Annotated in this window: 16 protein-coding genes; 10 read left to right on the plus strand and 6 right to left on the minus strand. The window is 46.7% G+C overall.

The features are described 5' to 3' along the window. The first annotated feature begins 6 nt into the window (after positions 1–6). The 5 genes from BGP75_RS19660 to BGP75_RS19680 all read left to right on the plus strand — a co-directional run bounded on the left by BGP75_RS19660 (position 7) and on the right by BGP75_RS19680 (position 7,429). The gene (locus BGP75_RS19660) at positions 7–3,540 is read left to right on the plus strand and encodes a response regulator (RefSeq protein WP_083704931.1); all 3,534 of its coding nucleotides are present in this window, start codon (positions 7–9) and stop codon (positions 3,538–3,540) included. Beyond that, positions 3,527–4,474, plus strand: coding sequence for a diguanylate cyclase (locus BGP75_RS19665; protein ID WP_158070139.1), 948 nt, complete (start codon positions 3,527–3,529; stop codon positions 4,472–4,474). Before BGP75_RS19660 ends, BGP75_RS19665 begins: the two co-directional genes overlap by 14 nt. 39 nt (positions 4,475–4,513) lie before the next feature. After that, the gene (locus BGP75_RS19670) at positions 4,514–5,980 is read left to right on the plus strand and encodes a hypothetical protein (RefSeq protein WP_076720587.1); all 1,467 of its coding nucleotides are present in this window, start codon (positions 4,514–4,516) and stop codon (positions 5,978–5,980) included. Positions 5,981–6,138: 158 nt separating this feature from the next. Then, entirely contained in the window at positions 6,139–6,906 is a 768-nt protein-coding gene (locus BGP75_RS19675; protein ID WP_076720588.1) for an NAD kinase, read from the plus strand. 37 nt (positions 6,907–6,943) lie between these two features. Next, the gene (locus BGP75_RS19680) at positions 6,944–7,429 is read left to right on the plus strand and encodes a paraquat-inducible protein A (RefSeq protein ID WP_076720589.1); all 486 of its coding nucleotides are present in this window, start codon (positions 6,944–6,946) and stop codon (positions 7,427–7,429) included. 87 nt (positions 7,430–7,516) lie between these two features. On the opposite strand, the gene BGP75_RS19685 is transcribed toward BGP75_RS19680, so the two are convergent. Beyond that, the gene (locus BGP75_RS19685; protein WP_076720590.1) at positions 7,517–7,882 is read right to left on the minus strand and encodes a hypothetical protein; all 366 of its coding nucleotides are present in this window, start codon (positions 7,880–7,882) and stop codon (positions 7,517–7,519) included. Between the two features lie 294 nt (positions 7,883–8,176). Next, a complete protein-coding gene (locus BGP75_RS19690; RefSeq protein ID WP_076720591.1) occupies positions 8,177–10,057 on the minus strand; it encodes a methyl-accepting chemotaxis protein in 1,881 nt (626 codons plus the stop codon). Between the two features lie 353 nt (positions 10,058–10,410). Between BGP75_RS19690 and BGP75_RS19695 the strand changes: the two genes are divergently transcribed. The 3 genes from BGP75_RS19695 (at position 10,411) to BGP75_RS19705 (ending at position 14,217) form a co-directional block, all read left to right on the plus strand. Then, the gene (locus tag BGP75_RS19695; protein WP_076720592.1) at positions 10,411–10,620 is read left to right on the plus strand and encodes a cold-shock protein; all 210 of its coding nucleotides are present in this window, start codon (positions 10,411–10,413) and stop codon (positions 10,618–10,620) included. Between the two features lie 841 nt (positions 10,621–11,461). Continuing rightward, the gene (locus BGP75_RS19700) at positions 11,462–13,048 is read left to right on the plus strand and encodes an isocitrate lyase (RefSeq protein WP_076720593.1); all 1,587 of its coding nucleotides are present in this window, start codon (positions 11,462–11,464) and stop codon (positions 13,046–13,048) included. Between the two features lie 431 nt (positions 13,049–13,479). Further along, complete coding sequence (locus tag BGP75_RS19705; RefSeq protein ID WP_083704933.1) at positions 13,480–14,217, plus strand: Crp/Fnr family transcriptional regulator; 738 nt, start codon at positions 13,480–13,482, stop codon at positions 14,215–14,217. A 90-nt stretch (positions 14,218–14,307) separates the two neighbouring features. On the opposite strand, the gene BGP75_RS19710 is transcribed toward BGP75_RS19705, so the two are convergent. Then, entirely contained in the window at positions 14,308–16,485 is a 2,178-nt protein-coding gene (locus tag BGP75_RS19710; RefSeq protein WP_076720595.1) for a malate synthase G, read from the minus strand. Between the two features lie 195 nt (positions 16,486–16,680). Then, entirely contained in the window at positions 16,681–17,622 is a 942-nt protein-coding gene (locus BGP75_RS19715) for a LysR family transcriptional regulator (protein WP_076720596.1), read from the minus strand. A 515-nt stretch (positions 17,623–18,137) separates the two neighbouring features. Here BGP75_RS19715 and BGP75_RS19720 point away from each other — a divergent pair. Beyond that, positions 18,138–19,319 (plus strand): NAD(P)/FAD-dependent oxidoreductase, encoded by a 1,182-nt coding sequence (locus BGP75_RS19720; protein ID WP_076720597.1) that lies wholly within the window; start codon positions 18,138–18,140, stop codon positions 19,317–19,319. A gap of 144 nt (positions 19,320–19,463) precedes the next feature. On the opposite strand, the gene BGP75_RS19725 is transcribed toward BGP75_RS19720, so the two are convergent. Continuing rightward, a complete protein-coding gene (locus BGP75_RS19725; protein ID WP_076720598.1) occupies positions 19,464–21,203 on the minus strand; it encodes a SulP family inorganic anion transporter in 1,740 nt (579 codons plus the stop codon). A 170-nt stretch (positions 21,204–21,373) separates the two neighbouring features. Between BGP75_RS19725 and BGP75_RS19730 the strand changes: the two genes are divergently transcribed. Then, positions 21,374–22,216 carry a LysR family transcriptional regulator gene (locus BGP75_RS19730; RefSeq protein WP_076720599.1) on the plus strand — a complete coding sequence of 281 codons (843 nt, stop codon included), beginning with the start codon at positions 21,374–21,376 and terminating at the stop codon, positions 22,214–22,216. A 96-nt stretch (positions 22,217–22,312) separates the two neighbouring features. On the opposite strand, the gene BGP75_RS19735 is transcribed toward BGP75_RS19730, so the two are convergent. Next, entirely contained in the window at positions 22,313–25,078 is a 2,766-nt protein-coding gene (locus tag BGP75_RS19735; protein ID WP_083704934.1) for a cation-transporting P-type ATPase, read from the minus strand. Positions 25,079–25,257: the final 179 nt, after the last annotated feature.

The raw sequence follows: 25,257 nt of genomic DNA on the forward strand, positions 1-25,257 counted from the left end.
CCAGCAATGACTAAAAGACGGGTAACAGTAAAAGTTGTCTGCTTTATGCTGGCATTAGTCGCGTCGTTGTATGGAGTCAATCAATGGGGGATGAACCTTAAAAAACAGGCTTCAGACAGTTGGTTGGAGAAAGCCGGTAACGATACAAAGCAAATTACAGATACCAGTCTTTATTGGTTATCGTTGTTCCATACTCAGCTGAGGGGGCTCGCTTCCCTTTTTTATGGCTCTAGAAACATCTCCGAAGAAGAATATCTTAATGCTATTGAACTAACCGAAGGGGTCGAGATGGAGTCCGTGATCCCCCTGACGACTCTCGCATTTGCAATACAGCAGGACCCTGGAAACAGTCTTAACAGTCGTTTTCCGGTTCTTTTCAGTACGGATGTTGGCGGGGTGGTAGCCGTTGGTAATAACCTTATGGCTCAGCAGTCGACATCTGCTGTCGTTGAAGCAGCGCTGCGTCGCCCGGAAGCAGTAGCCGTTGGACCGATGTTTTTTGATCAAAACGGAGGGCGACAAATAACGTTAGCTATTACTGCCCCCAATGGCGGCCGGCAAGGTGTGTTGTTGTCAGTAGTGAATCTAACCGACTTCGTTATGGATTTAGACACTCTGCATATCCCTGATGGCTTAGTACTGCGTATTCTGGAACGGAGTAATGCTGAAGGAAGTGGTCTACCGGTCAGGAATAACAGCCGGGCTATTATTGGTTCAGAAACCGCTGAAAGAGGAGCTGTTGATACTTTTTATTACCCGACCCGAAGTGGCGATGCGCACTGGGATTATTATTGGGATGTGATGCCCGACTATCTCGGTGGTGTAGATACCACCTTAGGCAGTGTGGTGCAGGTTGGTGGGAGTGCTCTGGTTTTTGCCGTTTTTTCGATAGTTGGCTTTCTTTCTCTCCAGAATATCAGAGTTAACAGGTTAGTGATGGAGCGCACAATCGAGTTGGCTGAAGCATCGAAAGTCGCTGAGAGAGCCAATCAGGCGAAGTCCAACTTTCTCGCCAATATGAGTCATGAAATCCGTACTCCCATGAATGCCGTTGTAGGAATGGGGCATTTGCTCAGTCAAAGTCAATTGACTCCTCAGCAAAGAGAGCATCTTAATAACATGCAAAGTAGTGCTCAAAATCTGCTGGGCATCATCGATGACATTTTGGATGTATCCAAAATAGAAGCTGGAAAAATGAGCTTAGAGCTTGCTCCGTTTAATCTTGAGCAGGTGTTGGAGCAACTATCAAACCTGCTGGGAGTCAGGGCCGGGCAAAAAGGGCTGGAGATCTTATTTGATGTTTCCCCTTTGGTCCCGACTGATCTGGTGGGCGACGCCCTCCGGTTGAATCAGGTGCTGGTTAATCTTGTTGGTAACGCCATAAAATTCACAGAACAAGGTAGCATTCTTGTTGCGGTGCAGCCTCAATTTAAACCTACGGATAAAAACTTGAATCTGCTTTTTTTGGTTCGTGACACCGGAATAGGCATGAATCCAAAGCAGGTTGACGAAGTCTTTAAAGCTTTCAGTCAAGCGGATAGCTCAACGACGAGACGATATGGTGGTACTGGACTTGGCCTGCATATCAGTAAGCAGTTGGTTGAGTTGATGGGAGGCACTTTGCAAGTGGAGAGTGTCTACGGCAAAGGAAGTCAGTTCAGTTTCAATGCTGTTTTCCCTAGACAAGATAAGCAACATGAGCCGAATGTACTACCTCACAAAGCTCAGGGAAATCGTGTTCTGGTGGTCGATGACAACGAAATATCCAGAATGATTTTACGGACTCATCTTGAATCTTTTGGATTGGAAGTGACTACGGTCAACAGTGGAGTGGCTGCGTTACATGAATTAACCCGGGTAGCTGATGAGGATGCTGATCAGCAATACCGCATGGTGTTTATGGACTGGCAGATGCCGGAAATGGATGGGATTGAAGCTTCATTACAGATTAAGGGTGATCCAAAACTGATGAATAATGTCACCATCGTGATGGTGACTGCTTTTGATCGTGAAGAAGTGTTACAACATGCGGATCAAGTGGGATTGCAGGCAATTCTCACAAAACCTGTTAATCGCTCACATTTGTTTGACGTGGTTAATGGGATGTTGGTGGAGGGTGAGGCTCTTCGGTTAGAGGCTGATCCAGAGGACAACAGTGCGAATGCATCGCCCAAAAAGCAGGACCTGAATGGCCATGTGCTGTTGGTAGAAGATAATCCGATCAATCAGTATATTGCTCAGACATTGCTCGAAGGGATGGGGTTGGATGTTGAAATCGCCAACAATGGCTATGAAGCGGTAAGCGCCGTTGAAAATAGTGATTATGATGTTGTGCTTATGGACCTTCAAATGCCAGAAATGGATGGTTTTGAGGCGACATGGCAAATTCGCAAGAAGAAAACAGCTGAAGAACTCCCCATCTTGGCGATGACTGCTCACGTGATGGCCGAGGATCGGCAAAAATGTCTGGATGTTGGGATGAACGGGCATTTTTCTAAACCGGTTGATCCGAAGAAATTAAGAACAATTCTCGCTCAATGGTTACCTGTCGCCTGTGGCGAAGTTTCCCGCGCACCTGAAATGGGTTTCAGTGAAACCAGCGCCCACAAGACCAAGGCCGATAAAAGCAGGATGTCTGAAACAGGCGGGGTTGAGGAAAAGGGAGCAACAGATGGACAAAGGAGCAGTATCGATGATTCAGTAGTGGTCACGGATGTTGCCAAGGCATCGGGTTTATTGGATCAAAAGGATTCTAAACCCCGTGAGGAGGTGTCTGATGCCACTGGTAGGAGCTCTTCAGTGGCAGGGTTACCTGAAGCAATACTCGGCATCGATATTCAGGCAGGAATGGACCGGTTAGAGGGAAATGCAGAAATATATTTAAGAGTTTTGGATAACTTTTACCGCGAACACCAGACTACCGCAGATGATATCAAAAATACCCTGCTAGCCGGAAACTCAGAGCCTGCCAAGCTCATTGTTCATAACATGAAAGGATTAGCGCCAGTAATTGCTGCACCAAAATTGCAGATTTCAGCAGTGGCCCTGAACCAGGCACTCTGTTCAGGTGATGATGTTGGGACCGATCTTGTTAATCACTTTGTAGATGACCTAAGGGAAGTCATAACAGGGCTTAGCTCTGTTTTTGGTGAGCGCAATAATAATCAGAAGGTTAAAGAAACGAATGGAGGTGCTGAGACAGGCAGTAGTGACGTATCCCATCATTCGCCTAGCCAGTCTAGTCATAAAACCAACGGGGATGATGCTATCGCAGTCGTTAATCGAGCTGAACTGATACCCCGGTTAAAAACTTTGAGGGAATATCTTGAGAGTGGCAGTTTGGATGCCGATAAGTGCCTGATACAGATAAAACCCCTAGTTGAAGGTTGCAGCATACCTCAATGGCAGCAACTCGTAGATACTGTTGATGCATTGGAGTATCAAAAAGCTTTGGCTCATATTGATGCCTTAATAGGGTGGCTGGGTGTCAATGAAGCCGAAAACACAGACCAGGTTGGAACGACCAATGACATTGAATGAGCCGATGAGTGAAGGTGTGCCCAGGCAACGTATACTTATTGTAGATGACTCTATTACCACGATACGTTTGTTAGCCGATCTGTTATCCGATATGGCGGAAGTGTTTTTTGTAACGGATGGAAGAGAAGCGCTGAGCAAGGCTGAAGAAGTCTCTCCAGCGCTGATCTTGCTTGATGTGGAAATGCCAGAAATAAGTGGCTATGAGGTGGGCAGGATGCTTAAGCAGAATCCGGTAACTGCTAATATCCCGTTTTTATTCATAACAGCCCGCAGCGACGGAGAAGATGAAGAAAAAGGTTTGAGACTCGGGGCCGTAGACTACATATCAAAACCTATCCTTCCTGCTGTTGTCTGTGCTCGCGTGCAGCTTCAACTAAAACTCCAGTACATGACTGAACAGTTGCGAAAAGCCAATGCCAACCTTCAGCAGTTGGCTAACCGGGATTCCTTGACGGATGTATTTAATCGTCGGCGCTTTATGGAGCTGGCAAATAGCTCATATGCATTGAGCCGGCGCAGCTCGACCCCTCTTTCTCTTATAATGTTGGATGTCGATCATTTTAAGCAGATCAATGACAGTTACGGCCATGACAGTGGTGACATTACGTTGATCGAATTGGTTGCAGTTTGCAATGATGTACTTCGGGAGGTGGATGTTCTTGGCCGTATTGGTGGAGAAGAGTTTGCTATCCTGTTGCCTGACACTGAACAGCATGGTGCTTATAGTGTTGCCGAACGATTGCGGAAAAAAATTGCGGATATCAGTATCTCTTATGAAGACCAACAGTTTGGTATTACTGTAAGTATGGGGATTGCTGAGCTAGGAGAGGAAGGGGACACTGTTCATCATCTGATGAAGCGTGCTGATGATGCGCTTTATCAGGCAAAGCGGGAAGGTCGAAACTCTGTTTCAGTTTGTGATGTCGAAGGGTAGATAAGCATCCAGTCAAATTAAGAAGGAGGGCGACCCGTCATGATTTTTTCCAGGTCGCTTTTTATCGTTGTGCTTGCGCTGGCAGGAGCTGCCTGTAGCCTGACGCCCACTTCCTACAGTCGCCTGTCGGGATTAGATCGTGATGACTATTGCCGTACGCTTTTGTCAGAAATGCAGCAGCGTATTGATCAACAGGGAAGTCGACAGGCTCTTGGGCACCGTATTCATAGTTATCCTTATCTGAGATCAAATCGATTTCTCGCCAGTTTTAATTCTAAAAGCCTGACCGATAAACAAAAGGAGCAGTGGTACCGCCAACTGTTCGATTTGGGAAGCAGGGCAAGGCGTATTGAGCTGAATAATCTGTCCCGGCAATTTAGCCTGTTTGATCAACAGCAGATCGAAGTCTGCATAGAGGCATTGGCTCGGCAGGATCGAACTGCACAGGATTTCTTTTTATGGCTGGATGATGAAGTCAAGGTGCCTGATAACTACCTTTATGGAATGAGAGTGCTGGGGTTGTTTCCCCTGACTCGGATACCGGTACTGAGGGCGCTGAAGATTGAACAGGCCGAGGTAAAACAGAATTTTAACCAATATCAGATGGATGCTGCGCCCAGCGTTATCTACCGCCCTCCAGCGCGGCCCAGGTTAAGCAGAAAAGAAGTTAGCCTTATTCTCCGTGACGGGGCTCAGTCCAACGCACTGAATATTCCGGTAGTGAGTGCTCCACAATTGGACACGCTCTTTAAGAATTTTGCGCCTGCGTGGAAAGTCTTTACTAATGATCGTGCTGACAGAGTTGGGCAGATTGTGTCCAGTCAGAACGCCGTCATGGTAGACACAAGTAACCCGGTCAGCTATCAGTATCCATCCTATACTCGTTTTTACGGGGAGCTGCTTCTGCAACTCAACTATATGATCTGGTTTCCTGCCCGTTCAGCCGAAAGTTCCTGGGATCTTCACGCTGGGAAGCTGGACGGTCTGATCTGGCGAGTAACACTGAATACTGATGGCTCTGTACTCGCTTATGACAGCATCCACTCTTGTGGTTGTTACCACAAGCTGTATCCCGTTTCTGCGAGAACAAAAGATGCCTACGGCGAGGACCTTGGTGAGTGGGATGAAGAGCTTCCTCTTATCTTGACAGAGGGGATGCCGGAACATCCTGTTAATCGTATTTTGATTCAGGTTCAGGCTGCCAACCATTACATAATAGGAGTCAGCCGTTTCAAGCAGCAGACGGAAGCGGTCGAATATCAGATGCTGCCATATCTGCAGTTAACCCAGTTGAAGGACCGAAACCGGCCTGGGAGATCAAGCAGCCTGTTCGATGCTAAAGGATTAGTTCCTGACTCAGCCAGACCGGAGCGCTATTTACTGTGGCCAATGGGGGTGGAAGCAGCAGGCTCGATGCGTTTGTGGGGAAATCACGCGGTGAGTCTCACAGGCGTTCGCCATTTTGATGATCCACAGATATTGGAGCTGTTTTTTAATCACAATTGATTGTTGCCATAAGTCGTTAACAGGCTGCAATACTTTCGGGATTCAAAAATGGATCTGGAACTGGCTGCTTGGCGAAAAGCGGTGGGTCGTATAAAGTGCAGCCCAGTAAACAGGCTCCGCTATAAACAGATATTGCATTTTTCACAGGTGATTTGAGAGTGAGTGAAAATAAGATTGCTTTTGTTGCAGGTAAGTCAGCCTCTGCCCAGGGGGCACTGGATATCCTCAGCAGAATCTACCCTCATGTTGAGCCGGATGAGGCCGATGTTATTATCGCCTTGGGTGGTGACGGTTTTATGCTGCGGACCTTACACCGGTACTTAAAGTTGAAAAAACCGGTGTATGGAATGAATCGTGGCTCCGTCGGCTTTCTGATGAATGAATTCAGGGCTGATGACCTGATGGAGCGTTTGACCAGAGCGGAGGCCATTGAGTTGCATCCGTTACGAATGGAGGCTATCTGTAGTCGTGGTGAAAAGCACCATTCTTTGGCTTTTAATGAGGTTTCATTGTTTCGGGAAACCGGGCAGGCTGCACACATAAGAGTCAGTATAGATGGGGTTGAGAGGATTGAAGAGATGGTGTGTGATGGCGTCCTGGTAGCAACCACCGCTGGAAGTACCGCTTATAATATGTCTGCTTATGGACCAATATTACCGCTGGGTAGTGGGGTTCTGGCGCTGACGGCAATCAGCGCTTACCGCCCTCGCCGTTGGCGGGGAGCCATTTTGCCGCATCAGGCCACGGTCGAAATGGAAGTGTTGGACCCGGTAAAGCGCCCTGTTGGAGCGTCTGCTGATTCTACAGAGATTCGCGATGTCCTGCGGGTAAAGGTTTTTGAAGATCGGAGCCTTTGGAGTACGGTACTGTATGACCCCGAGCACAATCTTGATGAACGCATTCTGCGTGAGCAGTTTGCCAACTGATCACATTAAGTATGACTTTTCTGGATGACTAATCCATATGAATAGAACTCAACGGTTATTCCTACAGGCAATGTTAGTACTGGCATTGTTGTTATTTGTTGTTGGAGTCATTTCCCCTATAGTCACCATAGAAAAGTTTTACCTTGTTGAAAACACCTTCTCGATTTTCTCCGGTGTAGTTCAGCTTTTTCTTGAACAGCGCTATTTTCTGTTCTTGTTGATCTCCGTGTTCAGCTTGATATTACCTGTCCTGAAACTTGGCGTGCTATTTCAAATTCTGGAAAATCCACAGCATGAGGGTTCAAACCGCCATCGCTACCTTCGTTGGATGCATTTATATGGAAAATGGTCAATGCTGGATGTTTTTGTTGTGGCAATATTAGTGGTTTCCGTAAAGCTGGGTGCTATTGCGAACGTAGAAATGCACTATGGCTTATATGCATTTGCGCTGTCTGTGTTATTAACCATGGTTATTACTGCAAGGGTGGTGGCTGTGACAAAAGAGGAATCAACTAAAGTCTGAGAGCTGATCCCATCACAAACAACTCAAGTGATTTAGCAATGACCAGTCCAGCTGTCGTTTTTCAGCTATGAGGGCTTGGCTGGCTCCTTAGTTAAGAAGGAACCAGCTATATCCGTATTTGGTCGCAACAAAAGCAATAATAACCTGGCCTGCCTTAATAAATGTGCCCAGGGCTCCTGCGCCATTCTCCAAATGCTCTGTGGTCTCGTCAGAGGCGTTCTTTAATACCCGGGCGGTGATATAACTTCGCAGTATAAAGGCTGGGAGGTCCAGAAAAATCGCCGCTAGAGCGGCACCGACCGTAAAGAACGCAAAGACCTTGTAGGATAGAAGAGCTTCGAATCCTGCAAAAGAAAGCTGGAAATACAGAGCAGTGAACAGCACGACAACCGTTGCTAGCCAGCTGATATTGGTTTTGCCGGAATGCTTATATGGCTCTTTGGCACTTTGCATGTATCTATACCCTAAACAATCGCGAGTGTTTGTATCGTCGCCTATTATTCACGGGCTTTGCTGTGGGTCAATAGACAGGGATGAATACCAGAAGGAAAACTGAATTAGAAGACAGCAAATTTATCAAACCAGCCGGTCCTTTAAGATGTGCCTTGTGAACCGCTGTAAATACAAAAAACTGCAGTTATTGAATCACAACGGATGGTGAACGATGTCATTATTGACAAAAAAATCTCATTGATAATAATCCCTCTCATAAACTGAGGCTGTGCGGCTTATGAGAGGGTGAGGGCTTTAAACTTTAAACTGTGATAGCGATTTGTCCTGCTTGTGTGTCAGTTCCACCATATTTTCACAAAGTGAAGATTGTGCGTGGGCACTATGAGAAACAGATTGACTGATATCGCGAATATTCGTGGTATTTCGATTGATCTCTTTTGTGGTTGCGCTTTGTTGTTCGGCAGCGGTGGCTATCTGTAATGACATTTCATTGATTTCTCGAATATTGGTACGAATCTTCGCCAACGCCTGGTCTGCCTCAGCCGCAACCTGGTTTGTTTCGCTGGCTGTTTCACGACTTTGATTAATAGTTTGTTCCGCTTTGCGGACGCCATTTTGCAGTTGCTCGATCATGCGCTGAATTTCTTCAGTTGATTCCTGAGTCCGGGATGCAAGAGCGCGGACCTCATCGGCAACTACAGCAAATCCTCTACCTTGTTCCCCGGCTCTGGCTGCCTCAATTGCGGCATTGAGCGCCAGTAGATTTGTTTGCTCGGCAATACCGGTGATGACGGTGAGTATTGACTCAATATTGTTACTGTATTCCGCCAACTCATTGACTGTAGTTACTGCGGTATCCATATCCGATGACAGTTTTTCAATGGATGATGTGGTCCTGGATACCACCTGCGCACCCTGATCTGCAGCTGCATCTGCTATACGGGCTGACTCGGCTGCCTGCTGGGCATTTTCAGCGACATTGTGGGCAGTAGACTCCATTTCATTCATGGCCGTTGCCAGTTGATCAAGCTCGTGGAGCTGTTGTTGAAGGCTGGCCGCAGAAGCCGCCGCTGAATCCGAAGTTTGGGCCGTGTTACTTCGAATGTCTCGGGATACTGCTTTAATGTCAGTGATCAGCGTTTGCAGGTAAGTTAAAAACTCATTGAAGTCGGCTGATGCCTGACCAAATTCGTCTTTTGAACTTGAGTCAAGACGCTTAGTCAGGTCTCCGTCTCCACTGTTTATTTCAAAAAGAGAGCCACGAAGCTGTTTCAATGGCAATAATAGGCGCCCCATGGTCGCGTAGATAATAGCGGAGCATATCAGAGCGCTGATAATCGCCCCGATGATGGCATTGAGACCAAAAGCATTTGCTTCGGCCATTACCTTATTCTTTTTCAGGACAACGCCGATTAACCATTCGCTGCCGAAGAGGTTTTCTAATGGCCGATAGGCGGTCAGCACTTTTTTTCCATCCACTTTTAGTTCCTGAAGCTCACTATTAAGCTGAGGGCTTACTCCTTCAAACAGGCTATTTAATTGCTTACCGTTTAATTTGGCATTTGGGTGGCTGATTATATTGCCATCAGCGTTAAGTAAAAATGCATAACCCGTATTGTTGAAGTTCAGTGTATTGACCGCATCAGATACGGTTTTTAGACTGAGATCACCACCAAAGGCCCCTTTAAATGAGCTTTTATCATAGATATTGGCTACCGCTGATATCAAAATTTCATTAGTTGCTGCATCTGCATAAGGATCTGTAAGTACCGCTCTTTTGTGGGATCTGGCATAGGGGTACCAAGGGCGTTTTCGTGCATCCCAGTTTTCAGGGTTCCAGCTTGGATCATTGGTTATTCTGTTTCCATCGGTATCCAGTCCTCCAAAAATCAGAAGGAATTCCTTTTTCAATATCGGGGCATCAAACGTTCGCTGGATAGTCTCAGCGCTGTAATTGGCTGCTATTGATTCAGCCATAATATCGATTAATGCTAATTTTCCATTCAGCCAGTTGGTGATTTGATGAGATAACACAACTGAGGCTTCATCAATACTATTCTGTGTTTTTTCATAGAGGGCATCACGTACTGAGTGATATTGAATCCAGGAGAAAGTAGTAAATGCGAGGATTACAATGGCAGAGGCAACCAAAGCAATTTTTTGTGATACCTTCATAAAGGTGGCTCCAATAAGAGGCAAATTGAAACAGTCCTTGGTACACAATCGCCACTGGTGATATTTCTCAATTTATACTTATGCATATAATAGCAGACAGGTGGCTTAAGTCCTTCTAACTGCACAACTAAGTGCAGTTTCCCCTAACTTAAAGTGACTTGTAACTGTGGCGGGAGTGCTGTAAGGTAATTGCTGTGTAAATGGTTGCGCGATTTGTGTTTTTGTAGACGTTTCCTTCGAATAACCTCTGCTCCAACTCTCTTGCCTTCGCCTGCTACATGTAAAATCGGGCCGACATCGGAGATGCTATAGCTCCTCGGCTCTCTAATTACTTTTTATGAGAAATAAAGAATATGTCCGACAAGCAGACTGGAACAGTTAAGTGGTTCAACGATGAAAAAGGTTATGGTTTCATCGAGCGGGAAAACGGAAAAGACCTGTTTGTACACTTCCGTTCTATTCTCGGTGAAGGCCGCAAAACTCTTCACGACGGCCAGTCCGTTAGTTTCGTTGAAGTAGAAGGCCAGAAAGGCCCTCAAGCTGATCAAGTAGAAGCTCTGTAAGTTAGCTCTACCCAGCATACTGCGATAAAGCAGGCCTGAGCCCGGCTTAGAGTTCAGGTTTGTCTTTGCAGAGGGATCCTGATGACAGGTTCCCTCTCGTATTCATTTGTCGTTTTTTTTTGACGACGAGTGCCTTATCCGCTCTCTATTCCTGGCAAATTGTTCGTTTGTTTTCCTATATTAGACTCATATCGCATGGCTGTTTGTCGGCCTGCATGCCTGCTGTTACTCCAGCTCTGGGGTAATAGAGTTTGTCTGCGTGGCGCTTCTCGCTTGCTTTGATGCTTTGAATGTCATGGCATTTTGATAATTTCTTTCTGCAGCCCATATTTATGCTCAATCCCACCATCTCGAGGAGAGGACAGTCATATGGGCTGGCCGTTTTGATCTTGCGGATGTACCAGATTGACGTCGATAAATTTGATCCGTTCAAAGGGATCTCAAAAACCCTATTAGTCTTTAGTTTAAGTTGTGGGTGCAGCAGGGGTGTCAAATCGATATTAGAGGTGCTGCCAAACAGTACCCGGAATTGATCTGATCAGGAAAATCAACGCTGAAACTCTTCATTCTGATTGGGAGTTATCTAAAAATATCAATATAATACAAATGGATAGGGAGTATCATTGTGGTGCTTGTGAGTTGTTTCAATTGTAGAACGGGCACCTTGGGTATAAGCTATATTCATCGTATAAATAGCAAACATAATTGCCATTTATTTCAATTATGAAAAACTAATCTCTAGTATAGGTAGCAGCTCCATAAGAAAGCGCTCAGAAAAGTTTCATCACCAACACAGAGTGCCGGGACAACAAAAACCTGATTAGAGATGTGAGGATTCAACATGTCACAGTACAACCAAGACATCGATGCAATGGCTACGCTGCGTGAAGCAGCAGGCAGCTCATGGAATGCTATCAACCCTGAGTCAGCTGCTCGTATGAAGGCTCAGAACCGTTTTAAAACCGGTTTGGATATTGCTAAGTATACGGCTGATATCATGCGTGCAGATATGGATGCATACGATGCAGACTCTTCTCAGTACACCCAGTCCCTGGGCTGCTGGCACGGTTTCATCGGCCAGCAGAAGCTGATTGCTATCAAGAAGCACTTCGGTACCACCAAGAAAAAGTATCTGTACCTTTCTGGCTGGATGGTTGCGGCACTGCGCTCTGAGTTCGGTCCTCTGCCGGATCAGTCCATGCATGAGAAAACCTCTGTCGCTGGTCTGATCAATGAGCTATACACGTTCTTGCGTCAGGCTGATGCTCGTGAACTTGGTGGCTTGTTCCGCGAATTGGATGCTGCTGAAACTGCTGAAGCGAAAGCTGCTGTTCAGGACAAGATTGACAACTTTGAAACTCACGTTGTGCCAATCGTTGCTGATATAGACGCTGGGTTCGGTAATGCAGAAGCTACTTACCTGATGGCGAAGCAGATGATTGAAGCGGGAGCCTGCTGTATTCAGATTGAAAACCAGGTTTCTGATGAGAAGCAATGTGGTCATCAGGACGGTAAAGTAACAGTTCCCCATGAAGACTTTCTCGCCAAGATCCGTGCAGTTCGTTATGCCTTCCTTGAGCTGGGAATAGACAATGGTGTTATCGTTGCACGTACTGACTCTCTGGGCGCTGGTCTGACTAAGCAGATTGCTGTTACTAAGGAGCCAGGTGACCTGGGCGATCAGTACAACAGCTTCCTGGATTGTGAAGAAGTGACTCCAGAGGACATGAATAACGGTGATGTTGTTCTTAACCGAAATGGCAAGCTACTGCGTCCTAAGCGCCTGCCTTCTAACCTGTTCCAATTCCGTCCTGGAACCGGTGAAGACCGTTGTGTGCTGGACTGCATCACTTCTCTGCAGAATGGTGCGGATATGATCTGGATTGAGACGGAGAAGCCTCACGTAGGTCAGATAGGTGGCATGGTTAACCGTATCCGTGAAGTTGTGCCTAACGCTAAACTGGTTTACAACAACAGTCCTTCCTTTAACTGGACTCTGAACTTCCGTCAGCAGGTATTTGATGCCATGGTTGCAGAAGGTAAGGACGTATCTGCGTACAATCGTGATCAATTGATGAGCGTTGAGTACGATGAAACCGAATTGGCTCAATTGGCTGACGATAAGATCCGTACCTTCCAGGCTGATGCTGCTCGTGAAGCGGGTATCTTCCATCACTTGATCACTCTGCCGACTTACCACACTGCTGCGTTGTCTACTGACAACCTGGCTAAAGAGTACTTCGGTGAGCAGGGGATGTTGGGCTATGTTGCTGGTGTGCAGCGTAAAGAGATCCGTCAGGGTATTGCCTGTGTTAAGCATCAGAATATGTCAGGTTCTGACATGGGTGATGATCACAAAGAATACTTTGCTGGTGAAGCTGCACTGAAAGCGGCCGGTAAAGATAATACCATGAACCAGTTTAGCTAATAGCTAACACCGGCAACCGGGTCGATAACCGGTCGATAACCGGTTGATGGTAGGGAAAAGGGCGGAGTGATACCGCCCTTTTTTTGTTGTGAAAAGATTGTGGCAGGCGATCAAGGATAGTCGTTTGTTAATCGTATCTACGCTTTAGGTGTTGTCCGGCTTCATTGGATAAATTCAACCCCCTCCAAAACGACCAGACCAAGACTGCCATTTTCCAATATGTCGGTGGGCCCTTTATTTATTGCACTAATCTCTGATACGGGAATCATATTGCTAGGTTGCTTATTCCGTTGCTATATTTGATGGCGTAGCTATATTTGTGCATAGTTCAGCAACCGAGTGAATGACTTGTGGTTTTTAACCCGGTCGATGGTTGGCGAAAACTCAATGTCTGACAATGTTGTCAGGCATATGTAGGTGAGGGTTCTAATTTGACGAAGCGTGAAAGGGGTGTGTGGGCGTCTGCCGCCGGATCAAGGTTATCTGAGCTGCAACGCTCAGTAGCTTTGACCTATTTTAAGCGACATGAGTTATTTGAAGTTCTAACGGACAGTCAACTGGATATACTGATAGATTCTGTTCGTCAATTCGATCTACAGGCAGATGACTATTTGTACCATCAGCATGATCATGCTGATAGTTTTTTTCTGTTGGCAGAAGGCCAGATAAAGCTCTCAATCATTGGGGTGGATGGCAAACAGAAGGTTGTGGAAATCGTAACACCCGGTAAAACAATGGCTGAGCAAGTCATGTTTATGCCTGAACAGGCTTATCCTTTGTCCGCTCAGGCTATCAATAATACGACCTTATACTGTATCAGCAGGAATAGTTGTATTCAGTTGATACAGGAGAATACAGAATTCTGTATCCGCTTCCTCGGAAAGCTCTGCATTCGAGTGGATGAACGACTCAATGAAATGATCAGCCTTACTCAGGAGACAGCGGGTTTCAGGGTGGCTGGCTATCTGGTAGACCTGTTGCCGGAAAACTCGCAGGATGGTTACATTATTGTCCTTAACACCCCCAAACAGGTTATTGCTTCAAAGCTGTCAATTAAACCTGAAACTTTCTCTCGAGTGATGAGTAGTCTTACTCAGAAAGGAATTGTTAGAGTAAAAGGCCGTGAAATCTGTGTTAAAGATATTGAAGGGTTGAAGGCTTACAAATAGGCTAGTGCATGTTTAGTTGATGTCATGGGCTAAAAAAAGCTCCCGGAGAGGAGCTTTTTTTACTGTTGATTTTCAATCTGGAAGCTAAGGCTATGAGAGTCCTTTGACTGTCTGGCGGTGGGCATGCAGAAGTGGCTCGGTATACCCACTAGGCTGGGCTTTTCCTTTGAAGACAAGATCGCAAGCGGCCTGGAATGCTACACCGTCAAATGTCGGAGCCATGTTGATATAGGCGGAGTCAGCTGCGTTTTGATCATCGACTATGGCAGCCATACGCTTCATGGTTTCCATCACCTGTTCCTCCGTGCATATTCCGTGGTGTAACCAATTGGCAATATGCTGGCTGGAAATACGTAAAGTAGCTCGATCTTCCATTAGGCCTACGTTGTTGATATCAGGTACTTTTGAACAGCCTACCCCTTGATCAACCCAACGGACAACATATCCCAGAATACCCTGAGCATTGTTGTCGAGTTCTCTTTGAATTTCTTTTTCAGTGGGCTTCTGGCTGCCCATCAGAGGGATGGTAAGAATATCGTCTACGTTTGCCCGAGGGCGGCTTTTCAGCTTATTCTGAATGCTTGGTACACTGACCTTGTGGTAGTGAAGTGCATGTAAGGTCGCGGCCGTAGGAGAGGGTACCCAGGCAGTATTTGCCCCAGCCTTTGGATGGCCTATCTTTGCATCCATCATGTCTGCCATATTATCTGGAACAGGCCACATTCCTTTCCCGATTTGCGCCTTGCCAGGCAGACCACAGGCGAGTCCAAGATCAACGTTCTGATCCTCATAAGCCAGAATCCAGGACAGGGTTTTAAGCTGACCCTTGGGAGCAAAAGGTCCTGCATGCATGCTGGTATGGATTTCATCTCCGGTTCGGTCTAAAAAGCCAGTGTTAATGAAAACAACTCGTTCACTGGCCGCGCGGATACATTCTTTGAGGTTGACAGAGGTGCGACGCTCTTCATCCATAATGCCTACTTTAATCGTATTCTCAGGCAGGCTGAGAACTTCCTCGACACGAGTGAATAGCTCACAAGTGAATGCAACTTCTTCTGGGCCATGCATTTTAGGCTTAACTATGTTGATGCTGGCTGCGTTTGAATTACGGATGTGCTTGCCGTTGAGTGTGCCATTTCCCTTCAGATCGTGAATGGCAATCAGCGAAGTGACCACTGCATCCATGATGCCTTCTGGAATTTCGTTGCCTTCTCTATCAATGATGGCTGGATTTGTCATCAGGTGACCAACATTGCGGATAAACAGCATGCTGCGTCCTTTAAGTGTCTTCTCTGAACCATCCGCTGTTTTGTATACTCTGTCGGGATTGAGTTTTCTGACGATTTGCTTATCGCCCTTGATCATCACTTCTTCCAGCGAGCCTTTCATGAGTCCAAGCCAGTTGCTGTAGGCCAGTGCTTTATCTTCAGCATCAACTGCAGCGACGGAGTCCTCGCAATCCATGATCGTGGTGAGGGCTGCTTCTACGACAATATCCTTGATGTTCGCTTTGTCAGTTTTTCCGATAGGGTTATTAGCATCGATCTGAATTTCCAGATGCAGGTTGTTGTGTTTGAGCAAAATGGCTGAAGGTTCTGATGACTCCCCCTGATAGCCAACGAATGCCTCTTTGTCTGACAGGGTTGTTTTATTACCGTCAGTCAGAGTGATGCTGAGTTTTCCATCATGGATACTGTAGTTGGTGGCATCTTTGTGTGAGCCATTAGCCAGTGGGACCGCTTCGTTAAGAAAGTTGCGTGCGTATTCAATAACTTTGGCACCACGGACCGGATTGAAGCTGGTGGTCTTTTCTGCTCCTCCTGATTCGGGTAATACGTCTGTACCGTAAAGTGCATCATAGAGGCTCCCCCAGCGGGCATTCGCTGCATTCAGAGCAAAGCGGGCATTCATGATCGGGACCACCAGTTGAGGGCCCGCCTGAGTGGCAATTTCGGGTTCAACACTGGCAGTCGCGATAGTAAAGTCAGGCCCTTCCGGAACCAGATAATTGATTTCCTTTAAAAAATTCTTATAAGCAGTAAAATCCCCCGCGCCGTTCTGTTGATGCCAGGCATCAATCTTAGCCTGCAGGTCTTCCCGCTTGGCTAACAATGCTCTGTTTTTCGGGGCCAGATCGTTGACGATAGTTTCAAATCCCACCCAGAAGTCTTCAGTATTGACACCTGTTCCTGGAATGATGTCGTTGTTGATTAGATTCTGAAGAATGGTAGCTACCTGCATGCCACCAACCTGAGTGTGTGTTGTCATAATTCTTTGCCTCAAAACAGATGTCCGGAATTACACGCCGGAACGTTTAGTATCTAATGAAGAATAAATTGGCTCTATTAGTCTATTTTAATGTGCTGATTCTGGGTTAATCCAGTTTATCGTTCTTATAATCACTATTTCCCCAATGAATATCCTCCATTGGTCATATATTTACAGGCTATAGACTGACTGAGGTTATCCCCTCACTTCGTCGGCAACCTCTGCGATGAGTCTGCGTAACCATTGGTGGCCGGGGTTGTGCTGTAAAAGAGGACTCCAGGCCATTTTCAGTTTTATTGGTGGAATTTCAAAAGGTGGGGGCTTAATAACAACGGCAGGATTATTGATCTGAAGTTTAGCGGCCCTGTTGGGGATGGTGACAATCAGGTCCTGTTGTTCAGCCAATAGCATTGCCGTCTGATAATGGCGAGTAAAGACTCTTATGCGGCGTTTCTTCCCAATGCGGTTTAAGGCCTCGTCTACCCAGCCCAGGCGCTGAACATCGTCAGGATTGATGCCGACCCCGACTCCCCAGCCGGTTTTACTGACCCAGACATGATGAGAGTTCAGAAAGGCTGCTAAATCAAAGTCATTTAAAACCGGATTGTTGGCACTGATAAGGCAACAAAAATTGTCTTCCCAGACGGTTTTTTGGTGGAAAGATTGAGGAATTGAGTCGAATCGATTGATAACCATATCCACTTTGCCTTGTTCAACATCGAGAAAATTAACGTCGCTAGGTGTCATGATATCCAAAGTGGTGTTTGGGGATTCTTCCCGTAATCTGCGCAGAAGATGAGGAATCAGAGTCGACTCAGCGTAATCGCTGGCCATGATCCGAAAGACCCTGTCGGAGGATTTTGCTTCGAATGGGGTTTGTGGTTGCAGTGCTTTTTCCAAACGGGACAACGCATCCCTGATCGCTGGTTGCAGGACGTTGGCTCTTTCCGTCGGGGTCATTCCTTCACTGGTTCGGACAAGCAGGGGGTCTTCCAATAAATCCCGAAGACGTCGCAGGCCATTGCTCATGGCTGGTTGGCTGATACCCAGCAGGTTAGCTGCTTTCGTTACATTGCGTTCGCGCAACAGAACGTCGAGGTAGACCAGTAAATTCAGGTCGACACGATCTATATTCATCCAATCAATACCGAAGATAAAAGCTATAAATTAGGCAAATTTTACAGTGGGTTGTAGGATAAAGACAAATCAAAAGCCGCTGTACTCATGGGATGCTCAATAGAACTTGTTTTACGGCTGTTGTTATTCCCGCACGTTTTTGATTGTTTTGATTAAGATGGTATGGCAGATCCTCGTTGGTCATTTGACTTGTTGATGACATATGCTTCTCCAATTCCCTTCACTTCAGCGCTAGCTGTCGTAACACTCGCCTTAACAGGCATTGCACTTTGTTACCCCGCTTGATTGCGGGGTTTTTTTTGCCTGTCATCTACCGTTCAGGCTTTTTTTGGATGTCCTGTATTCTGCCCGTCCTGTTCTGGTGCTCTGTTTGGGTTGATTGTCTGAATTTCTACTAAAAAAATGATCACAGGCGGGGGGATTATTGGAAATTTTGAGTATTGATTCTGAACAAGGTGCGTCCAATAACATATAATCACCGCCTTTTAGGCGAACGGGCTGAGGGGATTTTGTAAATGGTGCATACTGATGTGGTAGTGGTGGGAGCAGGGGCGGCAGGGTTGATGTGCGCTGCCCAGGCTGGCTATCGAGGACGTCAGGTGCTGGTGCTGGATCACGCAAACAAGCCCGGGAAAAAAATTCTGATGTCCGGTGGCGGGCGCTGCAATTTTACCAATAGGTCGGTTTCACCAGAAAACTTTGTCTGCAATAACCCTCATTTTGTCATTTCTGCTCTAAAGCGTTTTACCCAACAGGATTTCATCGATCTGGTGGACCGCCATGGTATCGATTATCACGAACGTGAATGGGGGCAGCTGTTTTGTAATGATAGCAGCAAGCAGATTGTTCGCATGTTGCTGACCGAATGTGATTGGGCTCAGGTTAAGGTGCAGACCCGTACGCAAATCAGCTCAGTACAGAAACTCCAGTCTGGGGGGTATGAACTTCAATCAAATCAGGGGAGCATTCGTTGTCAATCTCTGGTGCTTGCAACGGGAGGCTTATCGTTCCCAAATGCTGGTGCTACAGATTTAGGCTACAGAATCGCACAACAGTTTAGTCTGGAATTAGTTGAACCTCAGGCGGCATTGGTTCCGTTTACCTTGCAGCCCAAGGAACTCAACCGATTCAGCAGCTTATCGGGAATCGCCATAGAGGTTGAAGCTCAGTGCAATGGTGCCTCATTTAGAGAAAACCTGCTGTTTACACACCGAGGCATGAGTGGGCCCGTTATCCTGCAGATTTCAAACTACTGGAGCCCGGGGCAAACATTCAGTATTAACTTATTTCCTAAAATTAATTTATATGACTGGCTATTGGAACAGCGTAAGCAGCACCCAAAAGCCGAATTGCGCAATATTCTGGGTGAGATGCTTACCAAACGCTTGGCTCAGGTGCTTTGTGACCTTTGGGATTGCGATGGCCCGATCAACCAATTTGATGAGAAGCGCTTGAAGGCGGTCAGTGAACAATTCAGTTGCTGGAAGATCAAGCCATCCGGTACGGAAGGATATCGAACGGCTGAAGTTACCCGGGGAGGGGTTAATACCGATGGGCTGTCCTCCAAGACCATGGAAGCGAAAAATGTTCCAGGGCTCTATTTTATTGGAGAAGTGATGGATGTGACCGGTTGGCTGGGGGGGTATAATTTCCAGTGGGCCTGGTCATCCGGATTCTGTGCAGGGCAGTTTGTTTAGTTACCGGCCAATAGCAGGTTTGATATATTTCTGCATAGTCCGCTTTTGATTCACGAGTAGGTGAGTGGAGTTCTGCCAGGAGGCTGTGTTTATTGTAAGCCCGCTTGAAATAAGCAGGCCTGAATTCAGGAAGGAAATTATTGCTCAACGGGCTGGGCACTCATTAAATATTCGTCGTTCACAGGTTTGGCAGCGGTTGGGATCCAGCTTTGGAAAAGTAGCCGAGATTGCTTCTTCTGGCGAGTCGAAAAATATATCCTTACCGATCCGTTCGAGATAGCCAATACCTTTAATCTCATCTTTAACATTTCCCTTCAATGAGCTCAGCATCATTGCTCCGCCTCTGTCTTTGAGACGTTTACCTTCCTGGATCAGCATTTCAGCACCGGCTATGTCTACAAAGTTGATCCCTTTACCTATGATCAGGAGAAACTTAACACCTCTTTCTTTATCAGTCAGTTTTCTGATGGTTTGCTGAATATGATCTGTCGCTCCGAAAAACAATGAGCCATCAATCCGAATAATTTGCAGCTGTGGACACTGTTCCAGACCAAAGCGGGCAACGTTTTTGATTTGGCGACGCGGATTATGCGGGATTGGGGCAACTTCAACGATTGTCGGCCTGGACGTACGCCTGAGATAAATCGCCAGCGACAGGAAAACACCGATATATATGGCGAATTCAAGCTCAATTAACAAAGTGGAGAGAAAGGTGACGAATAATACAGTTGCTTCACTTTTCTGGGCTTGGATAATTTGCTTTATGTGGTGAAAGTCAATCAGGTTCCAGGCAATGAGCAAGATGGCGCCAGCCATGGCCGGTAGTGGCAGGTAGGCAGTCATTCCTGGCGCGAGAACTATAATCAGAGCCAGAATAACAGCTGCGAAGATAGCAGCCATCGGTGTTTTTGCTCCCGCATCATAATTGGCACCGGAGCGTGTAAAGGAGCCTGAACCTGCATAACAAGAAAAGAAACTACCGATAACATTCGACAGTCCCTGGCCGATAAATTCTTGATTACCATTGATCTGCTGCTGTGAACGAATGGCGATTGAACGGGCAATGGAAACCGCTTCGATGAGTCCCAGCAAGGCTACAGCGAAAGCGCCTGACGTGAGCGCCTGTAGCGTATCCAGAGACAGATCGGGAATAGACAGTGGAGGCAATGTGCCAGGCAGGGCGCCTACTAATGCTACACCGTTGTCTGCACCGTCCAGAACCAGGCAGGTTAAGCTGCCAACCGCCATTCCAATCAGAAGATGGGGCAGTTTTCGATTAAATTTTCTCACCAATAAAGCGGAGAGCAGGGTTGCTGCGCCTATGGCCAGAGAGTAGTAATTGGTCAGCGCTGCTTTTTCCAGTAGTTGGTGTAATCCTTCGAGAAAAGAGATACCGCCTGGGATTGATATTCCCAACAGATGTTTTAACTGACTGGTGGCAATCAGGATAGCTGCTCCTGCTGTAAATCCAATAACCACGGTGTGCGAAATAAAATTGATCAGCGTACCCATACGAAACAGGCCGAGCCCCAGCTGCATCAATCCGGCCAGCAAGGTGATCGTCAAAACGGCCCCAATATAGGCACTTTCACTGAGATCGCCTATTCCGCTGGCAACACTCATCACAACAATAGAGATGGCTGCTGTTGGTCCTGATATAAGGTGCATTGATGAGCCAAACAGAGCTGCTATTATCGGTGTGATAATAGCGGTGTAGAGACCATATTCAGGTGGCAGACCCGCGATAAATGCGTAAGCAACACCTTGGGGTAAAACAATAACTGCACCGGTTAAACCTGCGATAAGATCATCTGTAAGCTTTTGCCGATTAAGATCACCTCCCCAGCAAAAAAAAGGGAACCATCGTTGTAGAAGTCTGTTCATGTTTGGCTCATCTGGGCTACAGCTGGGACTGAGAGGTTGGCCTGCGGATAGAGGCAGGACAAATGATATAAGGTTATAACGAAATTTGTAGAGGGGGATAGTAGGGGATTTCTGTTATCCTGAAAAACGAAAAATAATAGCCGTCATGAACAATAATATCGAAGGTTGATATGGACACTCTATTGCTGAAAACCTTTTTGGAGGTAAGCCGAACCCGCAACTTCGGTAAAGCGGCACAAAATCTTTGTGTGTCTCCTTCTACGATTAGTGCCAGGATTCGGCAGCTGGAAGAAAACCTCGGTTTGAAGTTATTCCTTCGCAGCCACCATCAGATAGGATTAACGCCTGCCGGTGAGAGGATGGAACGCCATGCCCGTTTTATAATTGAGGCTTGGGAGAGGGCCTATGAGGACACTGCCTTAAGTGAAAGTCATCAGCGGCGCCTGGTTATCGCCGGGGTCGCAAGCCTGTGGGATATTTTTCTTCAGGATTGGCTACAAAGCATTTACCGGGAAATGCCTACTTTAGGGTTAAGGGCCGAAGAGAGTACACCTCTTCGAGTGATTGAAAAGTTGGACCAGGGGTTGATCGATGTGGGATTTATGTACGAAGTACCCAAGCTTCAGGGGGTTGTTGTTAATGAAGTGATGAGCATTCCTATGGTATTGGTATCCACCCGCGCCGGTATTTGCGCAGATGAGGCGGTATCTGAAGGTTATGTTCGTGTTGAGTGGGGGACTACTTTCGCTACTTTGCATGAAAGTCACTTCCCACAGAGGCCATTGGCACCCGTTCGGGTTAACAGTGGACGAATTGCGTTAAACCTTCTGGAAAATTGCGGAGGGGCTGCCTATTTGCCCGAGAACGTAGTCTCCGTTGGTATTGATCAAGGGTTTTTGCATCCAGTAGCGGATGCCCCGGTGATTAATATGAAGGCTTATGCCGCTTATAATTTTCACGGCGAACATCAAGAACTGATTTCAGAGTTATTGGCTGATATGGGGAAAAGATAACTAAACCTATCGGTGGAAGCGGCGGTTCCTTAAACGGCGAACTTCAGCGTCACTTAATTATGACGCTGAAGTTCCGGATAATAAGGATCGAAAAGGTTATTCATTCGATTGAACGGGCAACAAACGGCGTATAATAAGTTTTTCAATTTCGACAAGAAATAAAACACTGGAAGCGATGATCGTAATACGCAGCCAAACTTCCCATCCGATTGCGGTGGTCCCGAACAGTGCTTGCATGGGGGGGAAGTAGGTAAAAATTAATTGGAACACTATAAGAATGGCAATGGCTATCAGTACATATTTATTCTCCAGAAATCCCGCCCTGTTAAGTACTGAATCAGTAATATAACGAGAGTTGAACAGGTAGAAAATTTCACACATTACCAGCGTGTTAACTGCGACGGTTCGTGCATGCTCAATGGATGCCGCTTGTTCCATTTCCCAAAGAAACAAGCCAAAGGTTCCTGCCATCAAAATGACAGATACAAATGCTATTCTCCAAATCAGATGTGGGGTTAATATAGCTTTGCTGGCATCACGTGGTGGGCGGTGCATGACATTTTGTTCAGGTGGTTCAAAAGCCAATGCCAGTGCCAGAGTAACAGCGGTTATCATGTTAACCCAGAGAATCTGTACGGGCGTTAATGGTAATTGATGGAATCCGAATAAAATTGCGGCAAGAATCGTTAAGGCTTGGCCGCCATTGGTTGGCAGTATAAAAAGAATTGCTTTTGTTAGATTGTCATAAACCGTGCGTCCTTCTTCTACGGCGTAGCTGATAGAGGCAAAGTTGTCATCGGCTAATATCATTTCAGCCGCTTCCTTGGCTGCTTCTGTGCCATTTTGGCCCATGGCTGTACCAATATCGGCGCGCTTTAATGCCGGGGCATCATTAACGCCATCACCGGTCATCGCAACGATATCTTTCTGCTTTTGCATCAGGTTTACCAGTAGCAATTTATGCTCTGGGTTCACTCGGGCGAAAACATCAACACGTTGCACTTCTTCCTGTAACTCGTTTTCATCCATTGAGTCCAGGTCCTGGCCGGTCAGAACCTCATCAACATTGTGCAAGTTGATTTGTCGAGCAATAGCTCGGGCTGTTAATGCATGATCTCCTGTGATCATTTTCACTCGTATTCCGGCGCGTTTACATTTTTTAATTGCGTTGATTGCTTCTTGGCGAGGTGGGTCTATAAGACCGAACAGACCGAGCATAGTCAGACCGCTTTTCACATCGTTGAACGTCAACTCCCGTTGGGAACTCTCGACCGTTCTTACTGCAATAGCCAGCACTCGCTGACCCTGGTTGGCCAGGGCCTCTATTTTTGCAAGCCAGAAATCCTTATCCAAAGGGCTGTCTCCATCAACAGACCGTTGGTTGTTGCATAGTTCTATCACCTGCTCAGGTGCTCCCTTGAGATAAATAAAGGCTTCACCCCTGTGACTGTGGTGTAATGTGGCCATAAACCGATGTTCAGATTCGAAGGGAATTAAATCTGAGCGAGGGTATTGTTTTAGTTCTGTTTCTATGTCCAGGCCCGCCTTCACTCCAGCGACTAGTAAAGCCCCTTCCATCGGGTCACCATGTACTAACCAGCTGCTGTCGGCGTTTTCCAGTGATGCTTCATTGCAGAGCAGCGAAGCTCGCAGTATCTCTATTAACAGCGGATGCTGTTCTGGCGGTACTTCTTGTTGTTCCAGAGATATTGCACCGTGGGGGTCGTAACCCGTCCCCGCCAGCTCAAATAGACTTTCAGCGGTGCTAACCGTTCGTACTGTCATTTCATTGCGGGTTAAGGTGCCTGTTTTATCAGAACAGATAACGGTTACCGCCCCCAGAGTCTCGACAGCCGGTAATCTGCGGATAACGGCGTTTCGACGGGCCATTCTCTGAACGCCAATGGCCAGTGTTATGGTCATTATCGCTGGTAATCCTTCCGGTATCGCTGCTACAGCCAGCCCAACCGATGCCAGGAACATTTCGGTCATTGAGTATTCTCGAATTAGAACACCAAATGCGAAGTTTGCAGCGGCTAACAGGAGTATACCGGCGGTTAACCACCGACCAAATTGAGCCATTTGCCGCAGTAACGGTGTTGTTACCAGTTCTACGTCTGCCACTAACTCGCTAATGTGTCCCAGCTCAGTCTGAGCGCCGGTAGTGACAACGACTCCAACTCCCTGGCCGTGGGTAACCAGAGTGCCTGAAAAGGCCATATCAATGCGATCGCCGATAACGCTGTCGGGTTTGACGGGGGATGTGGTTTTTTCTACGGCTACAGATTCTCCGGTTAGGGCTGACTCTTGAATCTGTAGTCCTTTGACACGAAATAGTCGTAGATCAGCAGGTACCCTGTCGCCTGACTGAAGCATGACGATATCTCCAGGTACCAGCTCCTCGGCTCTTATCGTGGAATGCCGTCCTGCGCGTATGACCATTGCTGTTGGGGAAAGCATCTGCCGTATCGCCTTTAGGGCATTTTCCGCTTTACCTTCCTGGATAAAACCGATAATTGCATTGACAACGACCACTCCAAATATCACACCGGAATCGACCCAGTGACCTAGGGTTGCAGTGACAATCCCTGCGCTGATAAGCACATATATCAGGACATTATGGAACTGATAACAAAAGCGTAAAAATGGCCCTCGTGTTTTAGCTTCCGGCAGCCTGTTTTTACCATGAATTTTCAGTCGGACCTGAGCTTCTTCTGATGAGAGACCACTTTCAGCTGATTGAAGTACCTTGAAAACGTCTTCAGTCTCTTGTGTATACCAGTTATCTGGATAAGAGGGAGGTGTATTGGGTGATTCGAATTCTTTGCTATCTGTCGTTACTGATCGGTTGATAATTTCCATACCAATACCTATGAGAGTGACCAAGCTGCAGAGGAGTCTCAACCCGACTGGGGTGTTTGAATTAATCTTCCCTTGTAAGCTTATCTTTTGTAAGGACTCCTTTTTTGCATGATGTTATTCTAGCTGAATATCATGCGTCTATCCTAGCGCCGTAAGTGAGAATTGCTACAGCTTTGTAT

The sequence above is a fragment of the Motiliproteus sp. MSK22-1 genome (assembly GCF_001968815.1).
Classification (GTDB): domain Bacteria; phylum Pseudomonadota; class Gammaproteobacteria; order Pseudomonadales; family Balneatricaceae; genus Motiliproteus.

What these genes read in the sequence shown, in the direction of transcription:
- BGP75_RS19660 (WP_083704931.1), top strand. Translation starts at nt 7, where the DNA reads ATGACTAAAAGACGGGTAACAGTAAAAGTTGTCTGCTTTATGCTGGCA.
- BGP75_RS19665 (WP_158070139.1), top strand. Translation starts at nt 3,527, where the DNA reads ATGACATTGAATGAGCCGATGAGTGAAGGTGTGCCCAGGCAACGTATA.
- BGP75_RS19670 (WP_076720587.1), top strand. Translation starts at nt 4,514, where the DNA reads ATGATTTTTTCCAGGTCGCTTTTTATCGTTGTGCTTGCGCTGGCAGGA.
- BGP75_RS19680 (WP_076720589.1), top strand. Translation starts at nt 6,944, where the DNA reads ATGAATAGAACTCAACGGTTATTCCTACAGGCAATGTTAGTACTGGCA.
- BGP75_RS19685 (WP_076720590.1), bottom strand. Translation starts at nt 7,882, where the DNA reads ATGCAAAGTGCCAAAGAGCCATATAAGCATTCCGGCAAAACCAATATC.
- BGP75_RS19690 (WP_076720591.1), bottom strand. Translation starts at nt 10,057, where the DNA reads ATGAAGGTATCACAAAAAATTGCTTTGGTTGCCTCTGCCATTGTAATC.
- BGP75_RS19695 (WP_076720592.1), top strand. Translation starts at nt 10,411, where the DNA reads ATGTCCGACAAGCAGACTGGAACAGTTAAGTGGTTCAACGATGAAAAA.
- BGP75_RS19700 (WP_076720593.1), top strand. Translation starts at nt 11,462, where the DNA reads ATGTCACAGTACAACCAAGACATCGATGCAATGGCTACGCTGCGTGAA.
- BGP75_RS19710 (WP_076720595.1), bottom strand. Translation starts at nt 16,485, where the DNA reads ATGACAACACACACTCAGGTTGGTGGCATGCAGGTAGCTACCATTCTT.
- BGP75_RS19715 (WP_076720596.1), bottom strand. Translation starts at nt 17,622, where the DNA reads ATGAATATAGATCGTGTCGACCTGAATTTACTGGTCTACCTCGACGTT.
- BGP75_RS19720 (WP_076720597.1), top strand. Translation starts at nt 18,138, where the DNA reads ATGGTGCATACTGATGTGGTAGTGGTGGGAGCAGGGGCGGCAGGGTTG.
- BGP75_RS19725 (WP_076720598.1), bottom strand. Translation starts at nt 21,203, where the DNA reads ATGAACAGACTTCTACAACGATGGTTCCCTTTTTTTTGCTGGGGAGGT.
- BGP75_RS19730 (WP_076720599.1), top strand. Translation starts at nt 21,374, where the DNA reads ATGGACACTCTATTGCTGAAAACCTTTTTGGAGGTAAGCCGAACCCGC.
- BGP75_RS19735 (WP_083704934.1), bottom strand. Translation starts at nt 25,078, where the DNA reads ATGGAAATTATCAACCGATCAGTAACGACAGATAGCAAAGAATTCGAA.